We start from the raw sequence: 14,889 nt of genomic DNA on the forward strand, positions 1-14,889 counted from the left end.
TATGCATCGGGGCCTTATCCGCACACCGTTCTTTGATGCTGCGCGACTCGAATTTTTTCTTGACAGCCACCATCTTCTTTAGCAGAAAACACGATAGTCAGTGTCATGTTTGGAATGAAGACGTGCTCGTCTGCAGCTGCAATTATATAACCGATAAAGAAATCCGGGAGGTTATCACCAACCTTCTCGATGAAGACTGTTGGCAGCTTATCGTGCCTGCGAAGGTCTACCACGCTATGGAAAAACGCGGCCGCTGCTGCGGCTGTTTCCCAAACGTCGTCGACCTCATTATCCAGACAACCGAGGACTATCACGCCCGTCGCCACTCGACGGAGGCCGAAATATTTGATTTCATGTCCCGCTTGAAACAATTCCATGAGGAAAACAGGAGAGCGGACATTGAAAGGCGACAAAAAGGTCATCGAGCGGCTTAACGAGGCGTTGTTCCTCGAACTCGGTGCGGTCAACCAATACTGGGTTCATTATCGTCTTCTTGAGGACTGGGGTTACACCAAGCTCGCCAAGAAGGAGCGCGCCGAATCCATCGAAGAGATGCACCATGCCGACCGGCTTGTTGCACGCATCATCTTCCTCGAAGGCCATCCCAATCTGCAGACCCTTGCACCTCTGCGCATCGGCCAGAACGTCAAAGAAGTTCTGGAAGCCGATCTTGCCGGCGAGTACGACGCCCGCGCGGCCTACAAAAAGTCGCGCGATATCTGTCATGACGCAGGCGATTACGTTTCCATGAAACTTTTCGAGGAGCTGCTGGCGGACGAGGAAGGTCATATCGACTTCCTCGAAACACAGATCGACCTGCTCGAGAAAATCGGCGAGAGCAAATACGGCCAGCTCAACGCCGATTCCGCCAACGAAGCCGAATAATATTCGAACGAGATGCCGGCCGCCTATGGCGGCCGGTGTTCCCGATCTGACGCCGTTGAACGCGAATCGGTGCGGTCGGCATTCTTCGGAGGCATCATTGCCGAGCGCAAACGGAGGCGGTCATCCCGCCGTGATCAATCTTCCGATTGAAGTGTTTCCAAGTGCTGGAACTCGGCCACCACCTGGTCGTAGACGGCGCGCTTGAAGGGGACGATCAGCCCCGGCAGTTGCCGCATCGGCTTCCATTCCCAGGCATCAAACTCCGGCTCGTGGCCGCCAGGCGGCGGATTGATGGCGATCTCGCTGTCGTCGCCGTCGAAGCGGAAGGCGAACCAGCGCTGCGTCTGGCCGCGGAATTTCCCCTTCAGCCCGATGCCGATCAGTGCCGGCGGCAGATCATAGTTGATCCAGTCTCTCGCTTCGGCAAGCAGGGTCACCGTCTTGATGCCGGTCTCCTCGTAAAGCTCACGATAGGCTGCGTCCAATGGATCCTCGCCCTTGTCGATACCCCCCTGCGGCATCTGCCAGAGCTGCGGCGAGCCGTCATATTCGGAATTGCCGTCGGCGATGCGTCTTCCCGCCCAGACGAGGCCATCGCGGTTCAGGATCATTACGCCGACGCAGGGGCGGTAGGGCAGATCCTCGGCTTTCACGGTCGCCTGGCTCATCTTCTTCTCCGTTCCGGGATTCTTCTCAAGGATATCTTTCAGGGATTCCGGGGGTCGTTGGAAAGGGCGGCGACGCCGACGATCTCGATGCCGCGCATCGCGGCTTCCTCGCTCCATTTGGCGATGGCGTCAACGCTCTCATCGAAAGCCGAGGCGACGCCGATCGCCTGGCCGTTCTTGCGGGCGATGCGCTCGAGCTCGTCGAGCTTCTTCAGGACGGCGTTGATATCGAGCTGGCCGTCGAGCTGCAGGTCGGCGAAGGCATAGGGCAGTTCGGTTCCCTTGGCGATCGCCGCCGTCTTCGACTGCGCCGATGTGCCGTCGTCGAGAAACAGCAGCCCGCGCTTGCCGATGTCGCGCATGACAGGTTCCATGGCGGCCGGATCAGACAGGAAACGGCCGCCGAGATAATTCATGACGCCGGTATAGTTGGTGATCTCGCCCATCGCCTTGTGCAGGTTCTCGATGTTGCGGGCGGCCGGTTTCGTGGTCAGCAGCGTTTCCGGGCCCGGATCATTCGCCGGATAATCAAAGGGCTCGAGCGGCACTTGCAAAAGGATCTCGTGACCGCCGCGGCGGGCTTCCTGCATCCAGCGCTGCAGGCTGTTGCCGCTTGCGGCAAAAGCGAAAGTGATCTCTTCCGGCAATTCCGCGATGGCGCGCTGCGTTCCGGTCTGGCTGAGCCCGAGGCCGCTGACGACGATGGCGATGCGGACGCCGCGCGCGCCAGACGAGGGACGCGCATATTGATCCATCGGCCGCCGGCCATCGGGGCCGACAATCGGCAGCCTGCCAAAAGGCGTCTCTTCGAGCAGTGCTTCATTGGGCTGGGCTGCCATGCGCGGATCCTGGCCGATCTGCATGGCGTCGACCAGCACCGGCCCGTCGCCATCGCGCGGGCGGGGGCTGTATTTGGTGACGACCGAGCCGTCGCCGGTGACCGTCTGCTCGACATTGGCACCCGAGCGCGGGTCGGCGCGGGGCATACCGTCTGCCGCTTGGCCCGTGGTGGCCGTCGGCGGCTGAGGGGTATCGGCAGGGGGTGTTGCGGCTTGTTCGTCCGCCGGCGGTTTGGTGCGTTCGAACTCATCGCCGCGAAATGCCGTATAGAGGGAAAAGCCGCCTATCGCAAAAAGGCAGAGACTGGCGGCGATACGGCCGAGGCGCAGGATACCTGGGCGCCGGCTGCCGGTTTTGCGGTTGCGGCCCAAAGGCGCATGCAGGTCCGTTCCCAATTTTTCGCCCGCTCCAAAACCGGGAAACAGCAGAAAGGCTCAAGGCCGGGCGAGGTGCCCGGCCTTGAGCTGATCGATCACTTGGCGACGACGGCCTTGTCCGGGTTCGGCGGGAAGGCCGGATCGGTCTTCTTGCCGCGCAGAAGGTCGAGCGCGTAGTTCAGCTGAACGTCGTCCTTCGGGTCCGGCGGAACATAGGCAACAGAGCCTGAACCTTCGTCCGTCTCGCTCTGGCCCTTGATGTGGCCGCGCAGGCTGGATTCGCCTTCGGTCACCATCTTGCCCTGCAGTTCCTCCGGCAGCGGCTCCTCGACCTTGATGTCGGGGGTGATGCCGGTGCCCTGGATCGAGCGGCCCGACGGCGTGTAGTAGAGCGCCGTGGTCAGGCGCAGCGCGCCGTTTTCACCGAGCGGGATGATCGTCTGGACGGAGCCCTTGCCGAAGGAGCGCGTGCCGAGAACGGTGGCACGGCGCAGATCCTGAAGAGCGCCAGCGACGATTTCCGATGCGGAAGCCGAACCGCCATTGATCAGCACGATCACCGGCTTGCCATCCGTCAGGTCGCCCGGGCCGGCATTGAAGCGGCGGGTTTCATCCGGATTGCGGCCGCGGGTCGAAACGACTTCGCCACGCTGCAGCAGGGCATCGGAGACGTTGATCGCCTGGTCGAGCAGACCGCCCGGATTGAGGCGCAGATCGAGAACATAACCCTTCAGCTTGTCAGCCGGAACGGTGTCCTTGATCTTCTTGATCGCCTTTTCCATGTCAGGATAGGTCTTCTCGGTGAAGGAGATGATGCGGAGATAACCGACATCGTCCTCGACACGCGACTTGACTGCCTGGACGGCGACGACGTCACGGACGATCGTCAGCTCGATCGGCTTGTCGGCACCCTTGCGGATCAGCGTCAGCTTGATCGGCGTGTTGACGGCGCCGCGCATCTTCTCGACTGCGTCTTCCAGCTTCAGGCCGCGCACGGACTGGCCGTCGATCTCGGAGATGTAGTCGCCGGCGAGAACGCCGGCCTTGGCGGCGGGCGTATCGTCGATCGGCGTGATGACCTTGACGAGTTCGTCTTCCATCGTGACTTCGATGCCGAGGCCGCCGAACTCACCCTTGGTCTGGGTGCGCATATCTTCGGCGTCCTTCGCATTCATGTAGCTCGAATGCGGATCGAGCGAGGAGAGCATGCCGTTGATGGCGTTCTCGATCAGCTTGTCTTCCGCAGGCGGCGTCACATATTGCGCACGCACACGCTCGAAGACATCTCCGAAAACCGAAAGTTCCTTGTAGGTCGAGGATCCGGCCGCTTCTGCCGGCACACTCGCCGAGTAAATGACGCTCATTGCGGTCGCACCCATCAATGCGCCGACCAGAACAAGAGATGCCCTACGAATCATTGCGTGCCTTTCCAGTGTCTTTGGCGGTCCACCACGGCCGGGAATCGACCGGTTTACCGTCCTTTCGAAATTCAATGTAAAGCGTTGGCCGGTTCGTTTCCAGCGCCAATGCAGTTGCGCTTGCCACTCTTTTCGCGCCCATCACGGCAAGGGGTTCGCCGGAGAAAACGAATTTTCCCTGACGGGTATTGATCATATCCATTCCCGAGAGAACCAAGTGGTATCCATCGCCCGTGTCGAGGATGATCATCTGGCCGTAACTGCGGAATGCGCCGGCGAAAACCACCAGACCATCCGCAGGCGCCGTCACCACCGTCTCCGGATTGGTGGCGACCGTCATTCCCATGGCCTCGTGCCCGGTGCCGTCGGCATCGCCGAACTGGCGCAGGATATCGCCCGTAACGGGCACCTCCAATTTCGCCTTCAATTCTCCGAAGGGATATGCGGGCGCAATGCGGTTTTTATCGGGCACACCGCTGTCGGCAAGCGCCTTGGCCTGGGCGCGCTGCTCGTCCGTCAGCAGCTTGCGGTTCTCCTCCGCCTGGCGGGCGGCAGCGGCGGCGTCGCGCACCGAAGCGATCTCGGATTCCATCGAGGCGACGAGGCCTTCAAGGCTCGTCGCCTTGCCCGCCAGCTCCTCGGAACGTTTCCTTTCGGCCTCGAGTTCGGCGGCGTTGCTGCGGCTGAGCTTGTCGTTTTCGGCAAGCAGAAGATCCATGCGTCGCTCTTCCTCGATGCCGTTGGTCATCGTCCCGGTTAGCGAGATCTTCTCGGCAGCACTTGCGGTCTGCAAGGCGGCGAGGCTTGCGAGGTCCGCGGCAAGCTTGTCGGTCTCCTTGCGGATGCCGGGCACGACGGCGCCGAGCAGGATGGCGCTGCGCACGGAGCCGAGTGCGTCATCGGGGGTGACCAGCAAAGCGGGCGGCGGGTTGCGGCCCATGCGCTGGAGCGCTGCCAGCACCTCGGCCAGCAGGCCGCGGCGCTCATGCAGGGAACGGCGGATGCCATCCTCCCTGACGCCGAGATCGGCAAGTTTCCTCTCGCTTTCGAGGATCTGCTTTTCGAGGGCCTTGCGGCGGGCAGCGGAATCGATCAGCGCCTGGCGGATGCTTTCCGTGCTCTTTTCGAGATCGGCGATGCTCTGCTGAAGCGCGCTCACCTTGTCGGTGGAGAGGCTGATCGTTTTCGACAGGGTTTCGAGTTCTGTGCGGGTCTGATCACGCTTGGCGGCAAGTTCGGCAGCCGGATCGGGCGGCGGCGCGGGCTCGGCTGCCGGCTGCGGCGCAGATTGTGCCGCCTCGGGCGCGGCATCCTGCGCCCGGACGATGAACGGGTTTGCCGACATGACAATCACCGCCACACCGACGCCGGCCGCGATAGCCGGCAGGATCATGCGGTGTCGCCTGGTGGATGCTCTCGTCATGCGTGTTGGGGCACTTTCTCAAATCGCGCGGAGACTAAGCTGATTTGGTACGCTTTGCCATACGTTTGCAGGAGAACGGGCTGCCTAGCAAAACACGGCTGCGTGACATTGCGATTGCCGAAGCATCAGGCCGACGCGGCCCTCAGACGCGGTGATAGGGGTGGCCGGAGAGGATGGTGACGGCACGATAGAGCTGTTCGGCGATCAGCGTACGCACGAGCTGATGCGGCCAGGTCATCTTGCCCAGGCACAGGGTGGCGTCAGCACGGTCGTACAGCGAGGGATCGAGGCCATCGGCGCCGCCGATCGCGATGGTCAGCTCGCGTTTGCCCTGGTCTCGATAGGAGCCGAGCAGGTTTGCGAAGGCTTCGCTGTCGAGCGCCTTGCCGCGTTCATCGAGAAGGATAAGGATGCTGCCATCGCCAAGCGATTTCAGAAGCATCGCCGCCTCTTCACGCTTGCGGGTCTCCGCATTGGAGGCCCGGCTTTCGGCAACTTCGGCAACGCGGGCCAATTCGAGGCCGACGGCAGGGCCGGCCTTGGCGAAACGGTCGAAATAACGGGCGGCAAGATCCTTTTCCGGGCCGGACTTCAGCCGTCCCACCGCAAAAAGACCTATTCGCATTCATCCGCTCCCGCTCATGCGGCACATCGGGCGCACACCGCGCCACCGGCCGGCTTATGATGTTTGCCGGCCAGCCACTGCCACGTCTCAGGCGCCGGACAGAATGCCGGCTTGCCTGTCAGTGCCGTGTTTCTTCATCCATATCCGGAGCCGCCCACATCTTTTCGATGTTGTAGAACTCGCGGATTTCGGGACGGAACACATGCACGATAATGTCACCGGTGTCGATCAGGACCCAATCGCCGCCTTCCTGACCTTCGACGCGGGCCGTACCGAGGCCGTCGTCCTTCAGGTCGGTGAGCAGATGATCCGAGATCGCCATGACATGCCTGTTCGAGCGGCCGGAGACGACGATCATGTAGTCTCCCAGCGCCGATTTTCCGGCAATGTCGATGGTGACGATATCTTCAGCTTTGGAGTCCTCGAGGCTGGCGAGGACGGTTTCTAGGGCACGGGCGGCGGCATCGGCGCCACGTTCCGCACTCTTCGGGATAACGGCGAGCGTTTTTCCCTTGGCGTGTACTGTTGTCAGTGCTTTCCCTTTCCTGGAATGACAAACTATGCACAACACAGATCCGATCGCGACCGGATCATGGTTAAGATAGGCATCAAACCATTAATGTTTCAAGACATGCTAAGGTACAGAACGGCCGAAAATCCGATCTGCCGTTCGAATTGAAGTATTTGACCGCTCGGGGCGGCCTCGTGCGGGCGGTGTACAGTTTCCATGCCGCAGCGTAAAGTGCGGCAAATTTCACGATCTCCAGATTCAATGACCGACTCAGCCGCAAAAACACTCGTGCCCGTCCTGCGAATCAGCTTCCCGGACGAGGATCGTCTCGGCCATGGCAAGATGGAACTGCTGGAGCATATCCGCCAGACCGGATCGATCTCGGCTGCCGGGCGGGCGATGGACATGTCCTATCGACGGGCATGGCTGCTGGTCAGCGAGATGAACCGGATGTTTAACGAACAGGTGGTGGAATCGCAGCGCGGCGGGCAGAAGGGCGGCGGTGCGGCGCTGACGCCGTTCGGCGAGGAATTGCTCGGGCGTTTCCGCCGGATGGAAAGGACGATGCGCACGAGCCTTGCCGAAGATCTTGCCTGGCTCGAGGCCAAACGCAACCTGCAGCAGGGCGAGCGCTGATGATCAGGCCTCCAGGGCAACTGTCTTGATGACGGCGAAGACCGCTCTTCCCGGTCGAAGATCCAGACGCTCGCAGGACAGTGTCGTGATCCGGGAAAGAATGATATCGCCGCCGCAATCGAGCCGGATTTCTACTGTTTCGTCCTCGGCCGACGACATCCCGTCTATCCTTGCTTCCAGGATATTCAGCGCGCTGAGCCCCTCGGGCTTTGCGGTCGCCAGCATGACATCGCGGGAGGGGATGCGGATGCGGACCGATTTGCCGGGCGCAAGCGCGGCTCCCGGAATATGGAGCCGACAGGATTTCAGCGCGATCGTCGATAGACGGTGCCGCGCATCGAAGCTTTCCACCGTGCCTTCCAGCAGTGCGCCGGCCTCGCGCCGGTCGGAGGCGGTGGAGGGGCGGCTCAATATGTCGATGGCGGGGCCGGTCGCTTCCACCTTGCCGTCGCGCATGACGACGACCTGGTTTGCCAGCCGCGCCACCTCGGCGATCGAGTGGCTGACATAGACGATCGGTATGTCGGTTTCGTCGCGCAATCGCTCGAGATAAGGCAGGATCTCAGCCTTGCGCGCATCATCGAGGGCAGCGAGCGGCTCGTCCATCAACAGCAGGCGAGGGGATGAGAGAAGCGCGCGGCCGATGGCGACGCGCTGCTTCTCGCCGCCGGAAAGCTTCGCGGGGCTGCGCTCCAGCAGCGTCTCGATGCCGAGCAGGTCGACGATGTGGTCGAAGCTCTCGCCGCGCGCCGTTCTCGCCGCGAACCAGCGGCCGTAGAACAGATTGGCGCGAACGCTGAGATGCGGGAAAAGCCGCGCCTCCTGGAAGACATATCCGAAGCGGCGGCGATGCTTCGGGACGAAGATGTCGGTTTCGGTTTCGGTCAAGACCTCGCCGTCGAGAACGACGCGGCCTTGGTCCGGGCGTGCGAGGCCGGCGATGATGCGGATCATCGAGGTCTTGCCGGAGCCGGAACGGCCGAACAGCGCGGTGACGCCGCGCTCGGAGGTGAAGGCGGCATCGAGCGAAAAGGCGCCGAGCCTCTGTTTTGCCTCGACGATCAGCGTCATTCCGGATCGATTCTCCGGCCGGCGAGACGGGCGAGGAATTCGGAGGCGAGCAGGGCGGCCATGGAAATGACGACGGCGACAAGCGTCAGGCGGAGCGCGCCGGCATCGCCGCCCGGCACCTGGGTGAAGGTGTAGATCGCCGCCGACAGCGTCTGGGTTTCGCCGGGAATGTTGGAGACGAAGGTGATCGTCGCGCCGAATTCGCCCATCGCCTTGGCAAAAGAGAGGATCATGCCGGCGATGATGCCGGGCAGCGTCAACGGCAGGGTGATCGTCAGGAAGACCCAGACAGGGCCGGCGCCGAGCGTTCCGGCCGCCTCTTCCAGCTTGCGGTCGACCGCCTCGATCGACAGGCGGATGCTGCGCACCATCAGCGGAAAGGCCATGATGGCGCAGGCCAGTGCAGCACCCGTCCAGCGGAACGACAAGACGATGCCGAAATACTGGTCGAGCAGGCTGCCGATCGGACCGCGGCGGCCAAACAGGATGAGGAGAAGAAAACCAGTGACGACCGGGGGCAGGATCAGCGGCAGGTGAACGACGCCGTTCAGCACCGACTTGCCCCAGAAGCGGCCGCGGGCAAGCAACAAGGCGACGAGGATGCCGAAGGGCAGGCTTGCCAGCATGGCGACGATCGAGACGCGCAGGCTGAGCAGGATCGCCGTCCATTCCTCATTGCTCAAACCAAGAGCGTCCAGCAAGCGCTTCTATTCCTCTCAAAAATGAAGGCTCGCACATGCAAGCCGTTTGTTAACAAATCTTGCTCTTTACTCGGCGTCATCCTCGGCCTTGTGCCGAGGATCTGTTGCCTATCCAAAATCGACCGGATGCAGATGCTCGGGACAAGCCCGAGCATGACGATAGAGCAGTTGGCGGTCTTCGTCAGCAGACTGAAGTATCGTGATGTGAGCCTCAAGTCAGGCACACTGACGTGCAAATCCGCAATCATTTCAGACTCCCGACTATTTCAGGATGGTGAAACCCTGCGCCGTGAAGAAGGCAGCAGCCTTGTCGGATTTCAGGAAGTCGAGATAGGCTGACGCATCCGGGTTCTTGCTCTCGGCGAGGATCGCGATCGGATAGACGATCGACGGATGCGAATCGGCGGGGAAAGTGCCGACGATGGTGACACCCTTATCGGCTGCGGCATCCGTCTGATAGACGATGCCAAAGGGCGCTTCGCCGCGCGAAACGAGGGCCAGGGCGGCGCGCACGCTTTCGGCGCCGGCGACCTTGGTTTCGACCGATTTCCAGACGCCGAGCTTTTCGAGCGCGGCCATGCCGTATTTGCCGGCCGGAACCGATTTCGGCTCACCCATGGCAAGCCTGCCGTCACCGAGGAGCCCGGCGAGATCGAAGCCGTGCTTGATCTCGACCGCTTTTGCCTTGTCCTTTTCGGCAACGAGCACGATGCGGTTGCCGAGGAGGTCGGAACGGGTCTCGGCCTTGATCAGGTTCTTCGTGGCGAGATAATCCATCCAGTCGAGGTCGGCCGAGATGAAGATATCGGCGGGTGCGGCATTTTCGATCTGCTTGGCCAGCGCGCCGCTTGCCGCATAGGAGACGACGGCTTCCTTGCCGCTTTCCTTCGCCCAGGCGGCATTGGCGGCGTCGAGCGCATCCTTGAGGCTCGCCGCCGCAAAGACGGTAAGTTTTTCGCCTGCGGCGGCAGGCGCCGGAAGCGCTGCTGCGCCAAGCCAGAGGGCTGCGATCGCGGCGGTTGCCAGTTTCATCCATTGGCGGCGCTTTTGCATCATTCAATTCCCCGGAATTCGAGATATTGCGACGAATATAACGGGTGAGGCGCCTTGGCTAGGGATATATCCAGGAAAATATAACCATATTGGATCGCTGTCTCCGCAACGACCCAATAGTGACGCATTGTTGAGTGCATGGCTTGAACCGCAGCGTGAGATCCACAGGGTGGAAATACCCGAGCGACAGGTTGGCAGACCGCAAGGACTCCCGGCGGCAGAGCATGCTCCGTTGATTTCTGCTAAGAAAAACGGCAATACCAAAGCCACAAGACTGCGCAGGATTGCACGCAATGCATTGCTGCAATGCAACAATCGATATTCATCTTCCTGCGAAATATGGTATAACACACTCATCGAAACGGCTTCTCCTCCTCCCATAGCCGTTCGATAGGATCGACAGCACTCCTCCTCCCAGTTGTCGATCGAGTTTATAAGCCCGACGGATCTCCTCCCCCGTCGGGCTTTCTCGTTTTCGGGATTTTCTGAAAATTAGGCTATTCGGCGTCGCTGTGCGACGAGCCGTTGCGGATTGCAGTCGAGCTTAGGCCGGAGCGCGGTCCGTGGATGAAGGTCCAGGCTGGCGCACGTTTCTTCCAGAGAACACGGGCATCATCCTCGTCGACACGGGCGAAATCGAAGGTCCTTGCCATTTTCGAGGAGAGGAAGGACAGCGTCGCGCCCGGCCGATCGATCACCGCGATCGGGAAGGTGCGGGCAATCTCCTGCCATTTCTGCCATTTGTGAAAGGACTGCAGGCTGTCTGCGCCCATGATCCAGATGAAATGCACATGCGGATTGCGCGCCTTGACGCGGGCAAGCGTGTTGGCGGTGTAGCTGGTGCCGAGCGTCTGTTCGAAGGCGGTGACCTTGACGCGCGGGTCGGCGGCAACACGCTCGCTCTCAGTGATGCGCTCGGCAAGCGGAGCGAGCTGGTTGCGGCTCTTCAGCGGATTGCCCGGGGTGACCATCCACCAGAGCTGGTCGAGGCCGAGCCGCTTGATGGCGATTTCGGCGACGAGCGCGTGGCCTTGATGCGGCGGATTGAACGAACCGCCGAACAGGCCGACGACCATGCCGCGCTCGCTGTGCGGCATGCGGAGATAGTGCCGGTCCACATTCTCGGTCGTCACGTCAGGGCCGCGTCTGTCCGGCACCATGCACCCGATATTTGAAAGAGGTGAGCTGTTCGACGCCGACGGGGCCACGGGCATGCATCTTGCCGGTGGCAATGCCGATTTCCGCACCCATGCCGAACTCGCCGCCATCGGCAAACTGCGTCGAGGCATTGTGCAGCAGGATTGCCGAATCGACTTCGGTAAAGAAACGCGCGACGACGGCGGGGTCCTCGGCGATAACAGCCTCGGTGTGGTTGGAGGAATATGTCTGGATATGGGCAATGGCGCCCGATATGCCGTCGACGACGGCAACCGAGATGATCGCGTCGAGATATTCGGTCGACCAGTCCTCCTCGGTCGCGGGCTTCAAGCCGGGTGCGACCTTCAGCACCGTTGGCGAAGCGCGGATCTCGCAGCCGGCTTCCGTCAGGACCTCGAGCAGCGGCGTCAGATGCGTGCCGATCGCGGCGCCATCGACGAGCAGGGTTTCGGCTGCGCCGCAGATGCCGGTGCGGCGCATCTTGGAGTTGACGATGATCTTCTTGGCCATTTCGATATCGGCCGAGGCATCGACATAGATGTGGCAAAGGCCTTCGAGATGGGCAAAAACCGGCACACGAGCCTCGCTCTGCACGCGGGCAACCAGGCTCTTGCCGCCGCGCGGCACGATGACATCGATCGCCCCGTCCAAGCCGCGCAGCATGGCGCCGACGGCGGCACGGTCGGTGACCGGCACGAGCTGGATAGCATGCTCTGGAAGTCCCGCCGCCTTCAGGCCCTCGACCAGGCAGGCATGGATAGCCTGCGATGAACGGCGCGAATCCGAGCCACAGCGCAGGATGACAGCATTGCCCGCCTTGAGGCAGAGCGCGCCGGCATCCGCGGTAACGTTCGGCCGGCTTTCGAAGATCACGCCGATGACGCCGAGCGGCGTGCGGACGCGCTCGATCTTCAGGCCGTTCGGCCGGTCCCAGGCAGAAATGACTTCGCCGACCGGATCGGCAAGGGCGGCGATGGCGCGGATTCCCTCGGCCATCTCGGCGACGCGCTTGTCGTTCAGCGTCAGCCGGTCGACGAAGGAAGCGAGCGTCTCGGTGCCTTCGATATCCTTCAGGTCCTTGGCGTTCTCGGCAAGAATATGCGCCTTGTTGCCCAGGATCGCATCGGCCACGGCGTTCAACGCGCTGTTCTTCGCCTCGGTGGATGCAAAGCCCAGCGGTCGTGCGGCAGCCTTTGCCTTGCGGCCGATGTCGTTCATCAGCACGTCAATGTCAGGGCCTGGCGCAACGGTATCAAGCATAGCTTGCGTCCTTCTTCTGCCTTTCCGATTTCGAACCAGTCTGCGCGGTCATCACCATGTCGTCGCGATGAACCATGGCGGCGCGCCCGGCATAACCGAGAATGGCCTCGATCTCCGCCGACTTGCGGCCGGCGATCCGGCGGGCATCGTCGGCATCGTAGCTTACTAGGCCGCGGGCGATCTCGCGGCCGGCCGGGCCGATGATCGCCACCGTGTCGCCGCGGCTGAAGAGGCCTGAAACGCTGCGTACGCCGGCAGGAAGCAGGCTCTTGCCGGCGCCCAGGGCGACAACGGCGCCGTCATCGACATGCAGTTCGCCGGCCGGCTGCAGCTGCCCGGCAATCCAGGTCTTGCGGGCGGTAACGGGTGTGCCCGATGGCGCAAACCAGGAGGAACGCGCGCCGTTTTCGATTGCCGACAGAGGGTTGTCGGTCTTGCCGGAGGCGATGATCATGGCGCAGCCTGATGCCGTCGCAATCTTGCCGGCATCGATCTTGGTGCGCATGCCGCCACGCGAAAACTCGGAGGCGGCACCCCCGGCCATCGCCTCGATCTCGGGGTTGATTTCGGCGACCGTCTCGAGGAACGTTGCGTTCGGATCGAGATGCGGCGGCGCGGTGTAGAGACCGTCGATATCGGAGAGAAGAATGAGCAGATCGGCGCCGGTCATCGTCGCGACGCGGGCGGCCAGCCGGTCGTTGTCGCCATAGCGGATCTCGCTGGTGGCGACCGTGTCGTTTTCGTTGATGATCGGCACGGCGCCGATCTTCAAAAGCTGATTGATGGTGGCGCGCGCATTGAGATAACGGCGGCGCTCCTCGGTATCGCCGAGTGTCAGCAGGATCTGGCCGGCGACGATCTCGTCGCGCGACAGGCTTTCCGACCAGGCACGCGCCAGCGCAATCTGGCCGACGGCGGCGGCCGCCTGGCTTTCTTCCAGCTTCAGCGCGCCTGACGGCAGGTCGAGCACCGAGCGGCCGAGTGCGATCGCGCCCGAAGAGACGACGAGCACATCGATGCCCTTGGCCTTCAGGCCGGAGATATCGGCGCACATGGCGTCGAGCCAGGCCTTCTTCAGCCCGGCCTTGCGGTCGACCAGAAGCGCAGATCCGATCTTGATGACGATGCGGCGGTAGCGGCCAAGCGGCTTACGGCTGGTCATCGTCCTCGTCCTTGTCCCCGCCCTCATCGGTGACGACCATGTCGCGATGGCGCAGCTTCGGCACCTTGGCCGGCTTCTCCTCGGTATTGGCTTCGACGATGATGTCGCGCAACGCGCGCAGCACCTCGGTCATGCCCTTGCCGGTGACGGCCGAAATCTGGAATGGCGTCTTGCCGCAGGCCTTGGCCAATTCCTTGGTCTTCTTCTTCAGTTCGGCATCGTCGAGCACGTCGATCTGCGACAGCGCTACGATCTCCGCCTTGTCGGTCAGCTCGTTTCCGTAGGCTTCGAGTTCGTGCTTGACCGTCTTATAGGCCTTGCCGACCTTTTCTTCCTGGGCGGAGATGAGGTGGAGCAGCACGCGGGTGCGCTCGACATGGCCGAGGAAACGGTCGCCGATGCCGACACCTTCATGGGCGCCTTCGATCAGGCCCGGGATGTCGGCCAGGATGAATTCGCGTTCGTCGATGGTGGCAACGCCGAGATTGGGATGCAGCGTGGTGAAGGGATAGTTGGCGATCTTCGGCCGGGCACGGGTGACTGATGCCAGGAAGGTCGACTTGCCGGCATTGGGCAGGCCGACGAGGCCGGCATCGGCAATCAGCTTCAGGTGCAGCCAGATGGTCTTTTCCTCGCCGGGCAGACCGGGATTGGCCCAATCCGGCGCCTGATTGGTCGAGGTTTTGAAGTGGGCGTTGCCGAAGCCGCCATTGCCGCCATGGGCGAGACAGTAACGCTGGCCTTCGACGGTCAGGTCGCAGATCAGCGTTTCCTGATCTTCCTCGAAGATCTGGGTACCCACGGGAACCTTCAGCGTCACGTCGCTGCCATTGGCCCCGGTGCGGTTCCTGCCCATGCCATGGGTGCCGATCGTCGCCTTGAAATGCTGCTGATAGCGAAAATCGATCAGCGTGTTCAGGCCGTTGACGGCCTCGACCCAGACGTCTCCGCCGCGCCCGCCATCACCGCCATCCGGGCCACCGAACTCGATGAATTTCTCACGTCGGAAGGAAACGCTGCCGCCGCCGCCGTCCCCGGACTTGATATAGACCTTTGCTTCGTCGAGAAATTTCATTTTACTTCCAATATTCAGTGGCAGTT

Annotated in this window: 16 protein-coding genes; 3 read left to right on the forward strand and 13 right to left on the reverse strand. The window is 62.0% G+C overall.

Translation table 11 applies throughout. The features are described 5' to 3' along the window. Positions 1 to 35: 35 nt before the first annotated feature. Together V8P77_RS27700 and bfr are read left to right on the forward strand one after the other, a co-directional pair. Positions 36 to 434: a (2Fe-2S)-binding protein gene (locus V8P77_RS27700; RefSeq protein ID WP_246764279.1), complete on the forward strand. Its 399-nt coding sequence runs from the start codon at positions 36 to 38 to the stop codon at positions 432 to 434. Continuing rightward, entirely contained in the window at positions 400 to 885 is a 486-nt protein-coding gene (gene bfr, locus V8P77_RS27705; RefSeq protein ID WP_003543950.1) for a bacterioferritin, read from the forward strand. The genes V8P77_RS27700 and bfr overlap by 35 nt, the downstream gene beginning before the upstream one ends. Before the next feature lie 134 nt (positions 886 to 1,019). On the opposite strand, the gene V8P77_RS27710 is transcribed toward bfr, so the two are convergent. From V8P77_RS27710 to rsfS, 6 genes are all read right to left on the reverse strand, one after another. After that, on the reverse strand, positions 1,020 to 1,553 hold the full coding sequence (locus V8P77_RS27710; protein ID WP_335915254.1) for an RNA pyrophosphohydrolase: 534 nt from the start codon (positions 1,551 to 1,553) through the stop codon (positions 1,020 to 1,022). 38 nt (positions 1,554 to 1,591) lie between these two features. Continuing rightward, positions 1,592 to 2,788: a divergent polysaccharide deacetylase family protein gene (locus V8P77_RS27715; RefSeq protein ID WP_335915255.1), complete on the reverse strand. Its 1,197-nt coding sequence runs from the start codon at positions 2,786 to 2,788 to the stop codon at positions 1,592 to 1,594. A 77-nt stretch (positions 2,789 to 2,865) separates the two neighbouring features. After that, positions 2,866 to 4,188 carry a S41 family peptidase gene (locus V8P77_RS27720; RefSeq protein WP_335915256.1) on the reverse strand — a complete coding sequence of 441 codons (1,323 nt, stop codon included), beginning with the start codon at positions 4,186 to 4,188 and terminating at the stop codon, positions 2,866 to 2,868. Continuing rightward, positions 4,178 to 5,581 carry a murein hydrolase activator EnvC family protein gene (locus V8P77_RS27725; protein WP_335915257.1) on the reverse strand — a complete coding sequence of 468 codons (1,404 nt, stop codon included), beginning with the start codon at positions 5,579 to 5,581 and terminating at the stop codon, positions 4,178 to 4,180. Before V8P77_RS27725 ends, V8P77_RS27720 begins: the two co-directional genes overlap by 11 nt. A 172-nt stretch (positions 5,582 to 5,753) precedes the next feature. Continuing rightward, positions 5,754 to 6,236 carry a 23S rRNA (pseudouridine(1915)-N(3))-methyltransferase RlmH gene (rlmH, locus tag V8P77_RS27730; protein WP_335915258.1) on the reverse strand — a complete coding sequence of 161 codons (483 nt, stop codon included), beginning with the start codon at positions 6,234 to 6,236 and terminating at the stop codon, positions 5,754 to 5,756. A 118-nt stretch (positions 6,237 to 6,354) separates the two neighbouring features. Then, the gene (gene rsfS / locus V8P77_RS27735; RefSeq protein WP_032984631.1) at positions 6,355 to 6,798 is read right to left on the reverse strand and encodes a ribosome silencing factor; all 444 of its coding nucleotides are present in this window, start codon (positions 6,796 to 6,798) and stop codon (positions 6,355 to 6,357) included. A 210-nt stretch (positions 6,799 to 7,008) separates the two neighbouring features. On the opposite strand from rsfS, the gene V8P77_RS27740 reads away from it, so the two are divergent. Next, complete coding sequence (locus V8P77_RS27740; RefSeq protein WP_131708599.1) at positions 7,009 to 7,383, forward strand: winged helix-turn-helix domain-containing protein; 375 nt, start codon at positions 7,009 to 7,011, stop codon at positions 7,381 to 7,383. A 3-nt stretch (positions 7,384 to 7,386) separates the two neighbouring features. On the opposite strand, the gene modC is transcribed toward V8P77_RS27740, so the two are convergent. The 7 genes from modC to obgE all read right to left on the reverse strand — a co-directional run bounded on the left by modC (position 7,387) and on the right by obgE (position 14,863). After that, positions 7,387 to 8,454: a molybdenum ABC transporter ATP-binding protein gene (gene modC / locus V8P77_RS27745; RefSeq protein ID WP_335915259.1), complete on the reverse strand. Its 1,068-nt coding sequence runs from the start codon at positions 8,452 to 8,454 to the stop codon at positions 7,387 to 7,389. Beyond that, a complete protein-coding gene (gene modB, locus V8P77_RS27750) occupies positions 8,451 to 9,152 on the reverse strand; it encodes a molybdate ABC transporter permease subunit (protein ID WP_027668018.1) in 702 nt (233 codons plus the stop codon). The genes modC and modB overlap by 4 nt, the downstream gene beginning before the upstream one ends. 264 nt (positions 9,153 to 9,416) lie before the next feature. Beyond that, positions 9,417 to 10,208: a molybdate ABC transporter substrate-binding protein gene (gene modA / locus V8P77_RS27755; protein ID WP_335915302.1), complete on the reverse strand. Its 792-nt coding sequence runs from the start codon at positions 10,206 to 10,208 to the stop codon at positions 9,417 to 9,419. A gap of 497 nt (positions 10,209 to 10,705) precedes the next feature. Then, positions 10,706 to 11,368, reverse strand: coding sequence for a nicotinate-nucleotide adenylyltransferase (locus tag V8P77_RS27760; protein ID WP_335915260.1), 663 nt, complete (start codon positions 11,366 to 11,368; stop codon positions 10,706 to 10,708). Then, entirely contained in the window at positions 11,343 to 12,626 is a 1,284-nt protein-coding gene (locus V8P77_RS27765) for a glutamate-5-semialdehyde dehydrogenase (RefSeq protein WP_335915261.1), read from the reverse strand. The genes V8P77_RS27760 and V8P77_RS27765 overlap by 26 nt, the downstream gene beginning before the upstream one ends. Beyond that, entirely contained in the window at positions 12,619 to 13,788 is a 1,170-nt protein-coding gene (proB, locus tag V8P77_RS27770) for a glutamate 5-kinase (RefSeq protein WP_335915262.1), read from the reverse strand. Before proB ends, V8P77_RS27765 begins: the two co-directional genes overlap by 8 nt. Next, positions 13,775 to 14,863, reverse strand: a complete 1,089-nt coding sequence (obgE, locus tag V8P77_RS27775) for a GTPase ObgE (RefSeq protein WP_335915263.1) — start codon at positions 14,861 to 14,863, stop codon at positions 13,775 to 13,777. Before obgE ends, proB begins: the two co-directional genes overlap by 14 nt. Positions 14,864 to 14,889: the final 26 nt, after the last annotated feature.

The organism is Rhizobium aouanii (assembly GCF_037002925.1).
Classification (GTDB): Bacteria; Pseudomonadota; Alphaproteobacteria; order Rhizobiales; family Rhizobiaceae; genus Rhizobium; species Rhizobium aouanii.

What these genes read in the sequence shown, in the direction of transcription:
- V8P77_RS27700 (WP_246764279.1), top strand. Translation starts at nt 36, where the DNA reads ATGCTGCGCGACTCGAATTTTTTCTTGACAGCCACCATCTTCTTTAGC.
- V8P77_RS27710 (WP_335915254.1), bottom strand. Translation starts at nt 1,553, where the DNA reads ATGAGCCAGGCGACCGTGAAAGCCGAGGATCTGCCCTACCGCCCCTGC.
- V8P77_RS27720 (WP_335915256.1), bottom strand. Translation starts at nt 4,188, where the DNA reads ATGATTCGTAGGGCATCTCTTGTTCTGGTCGGCGCATTGATGGGTGCG.
- V8P77_RS27725 (WP_335915257.1), bottom strand. Translation starts at nt 5,581, where the DNA reads ATGATCCTGCCGGCTATCGCGGCCGGCGTCGGTGTGGCGGTGATTGTC.
- rlmH (WP_335915258.1), bottom strand. Translation starts at nt 6,236, where the DNA reads ATGCGAATAGGTCTTTTTGCGGTGGGACGGCTGAAGTCCGGCCCGGAA.
- V8P77_RS27740 (WP_131708599.1), top strand. Translation starts at nt 7,009, where the DNA reads ATGACCGACTCAGCCGCAAAAACACTCGTGCCCGTCCTGCGAATCAGC.
- modC (WP_335915259.1), bottom strand. Translation starts at nt 8,454, where the DNA reads ATGACGCTGATCGTCGAGGCAAAACAGAGGCTCGGCGCCTTTTCGCTC.
- modA (WP_335915302.1), bottom strand. Translation starts at nt 10,208, where the DNA reads ATGCAAAAGCGCCGCCAATGGATGAAACTGGCAACCGCCGCGATCGCA.
- V8P77_RS27760 (WP_335915260.1), bottom strand. Translation starts at nt 11,368, where the DNA reads ATGGTGCCGGACAGACGCGGCCCTGACGTGACGACCGAGAATGTGGAC.
- V8P77_RS27765 (WP_335915261.1), bottom strand. Translation starts at nt 12,626, where the DNA reads ATGCTTGATACCGTTGCGCCAGGCCCTGACATTGACGTGCTGATGAAC.
- proB (WP_335915262.1), bottom strand. Translation starts at nt 13,788, where the DNA reads ATGACCAGCCGTAAGCCGCTTGGCCGCTACCGCCGCATCGTCATCAAG.
- obgE (WP_335915263.1), bottom strand. Translation starts at nt 14,863, where the DNA reads ATGAAATTTCTCGACGAAGCAAAGGTCTATATCAAGTCCGGGGACGGC.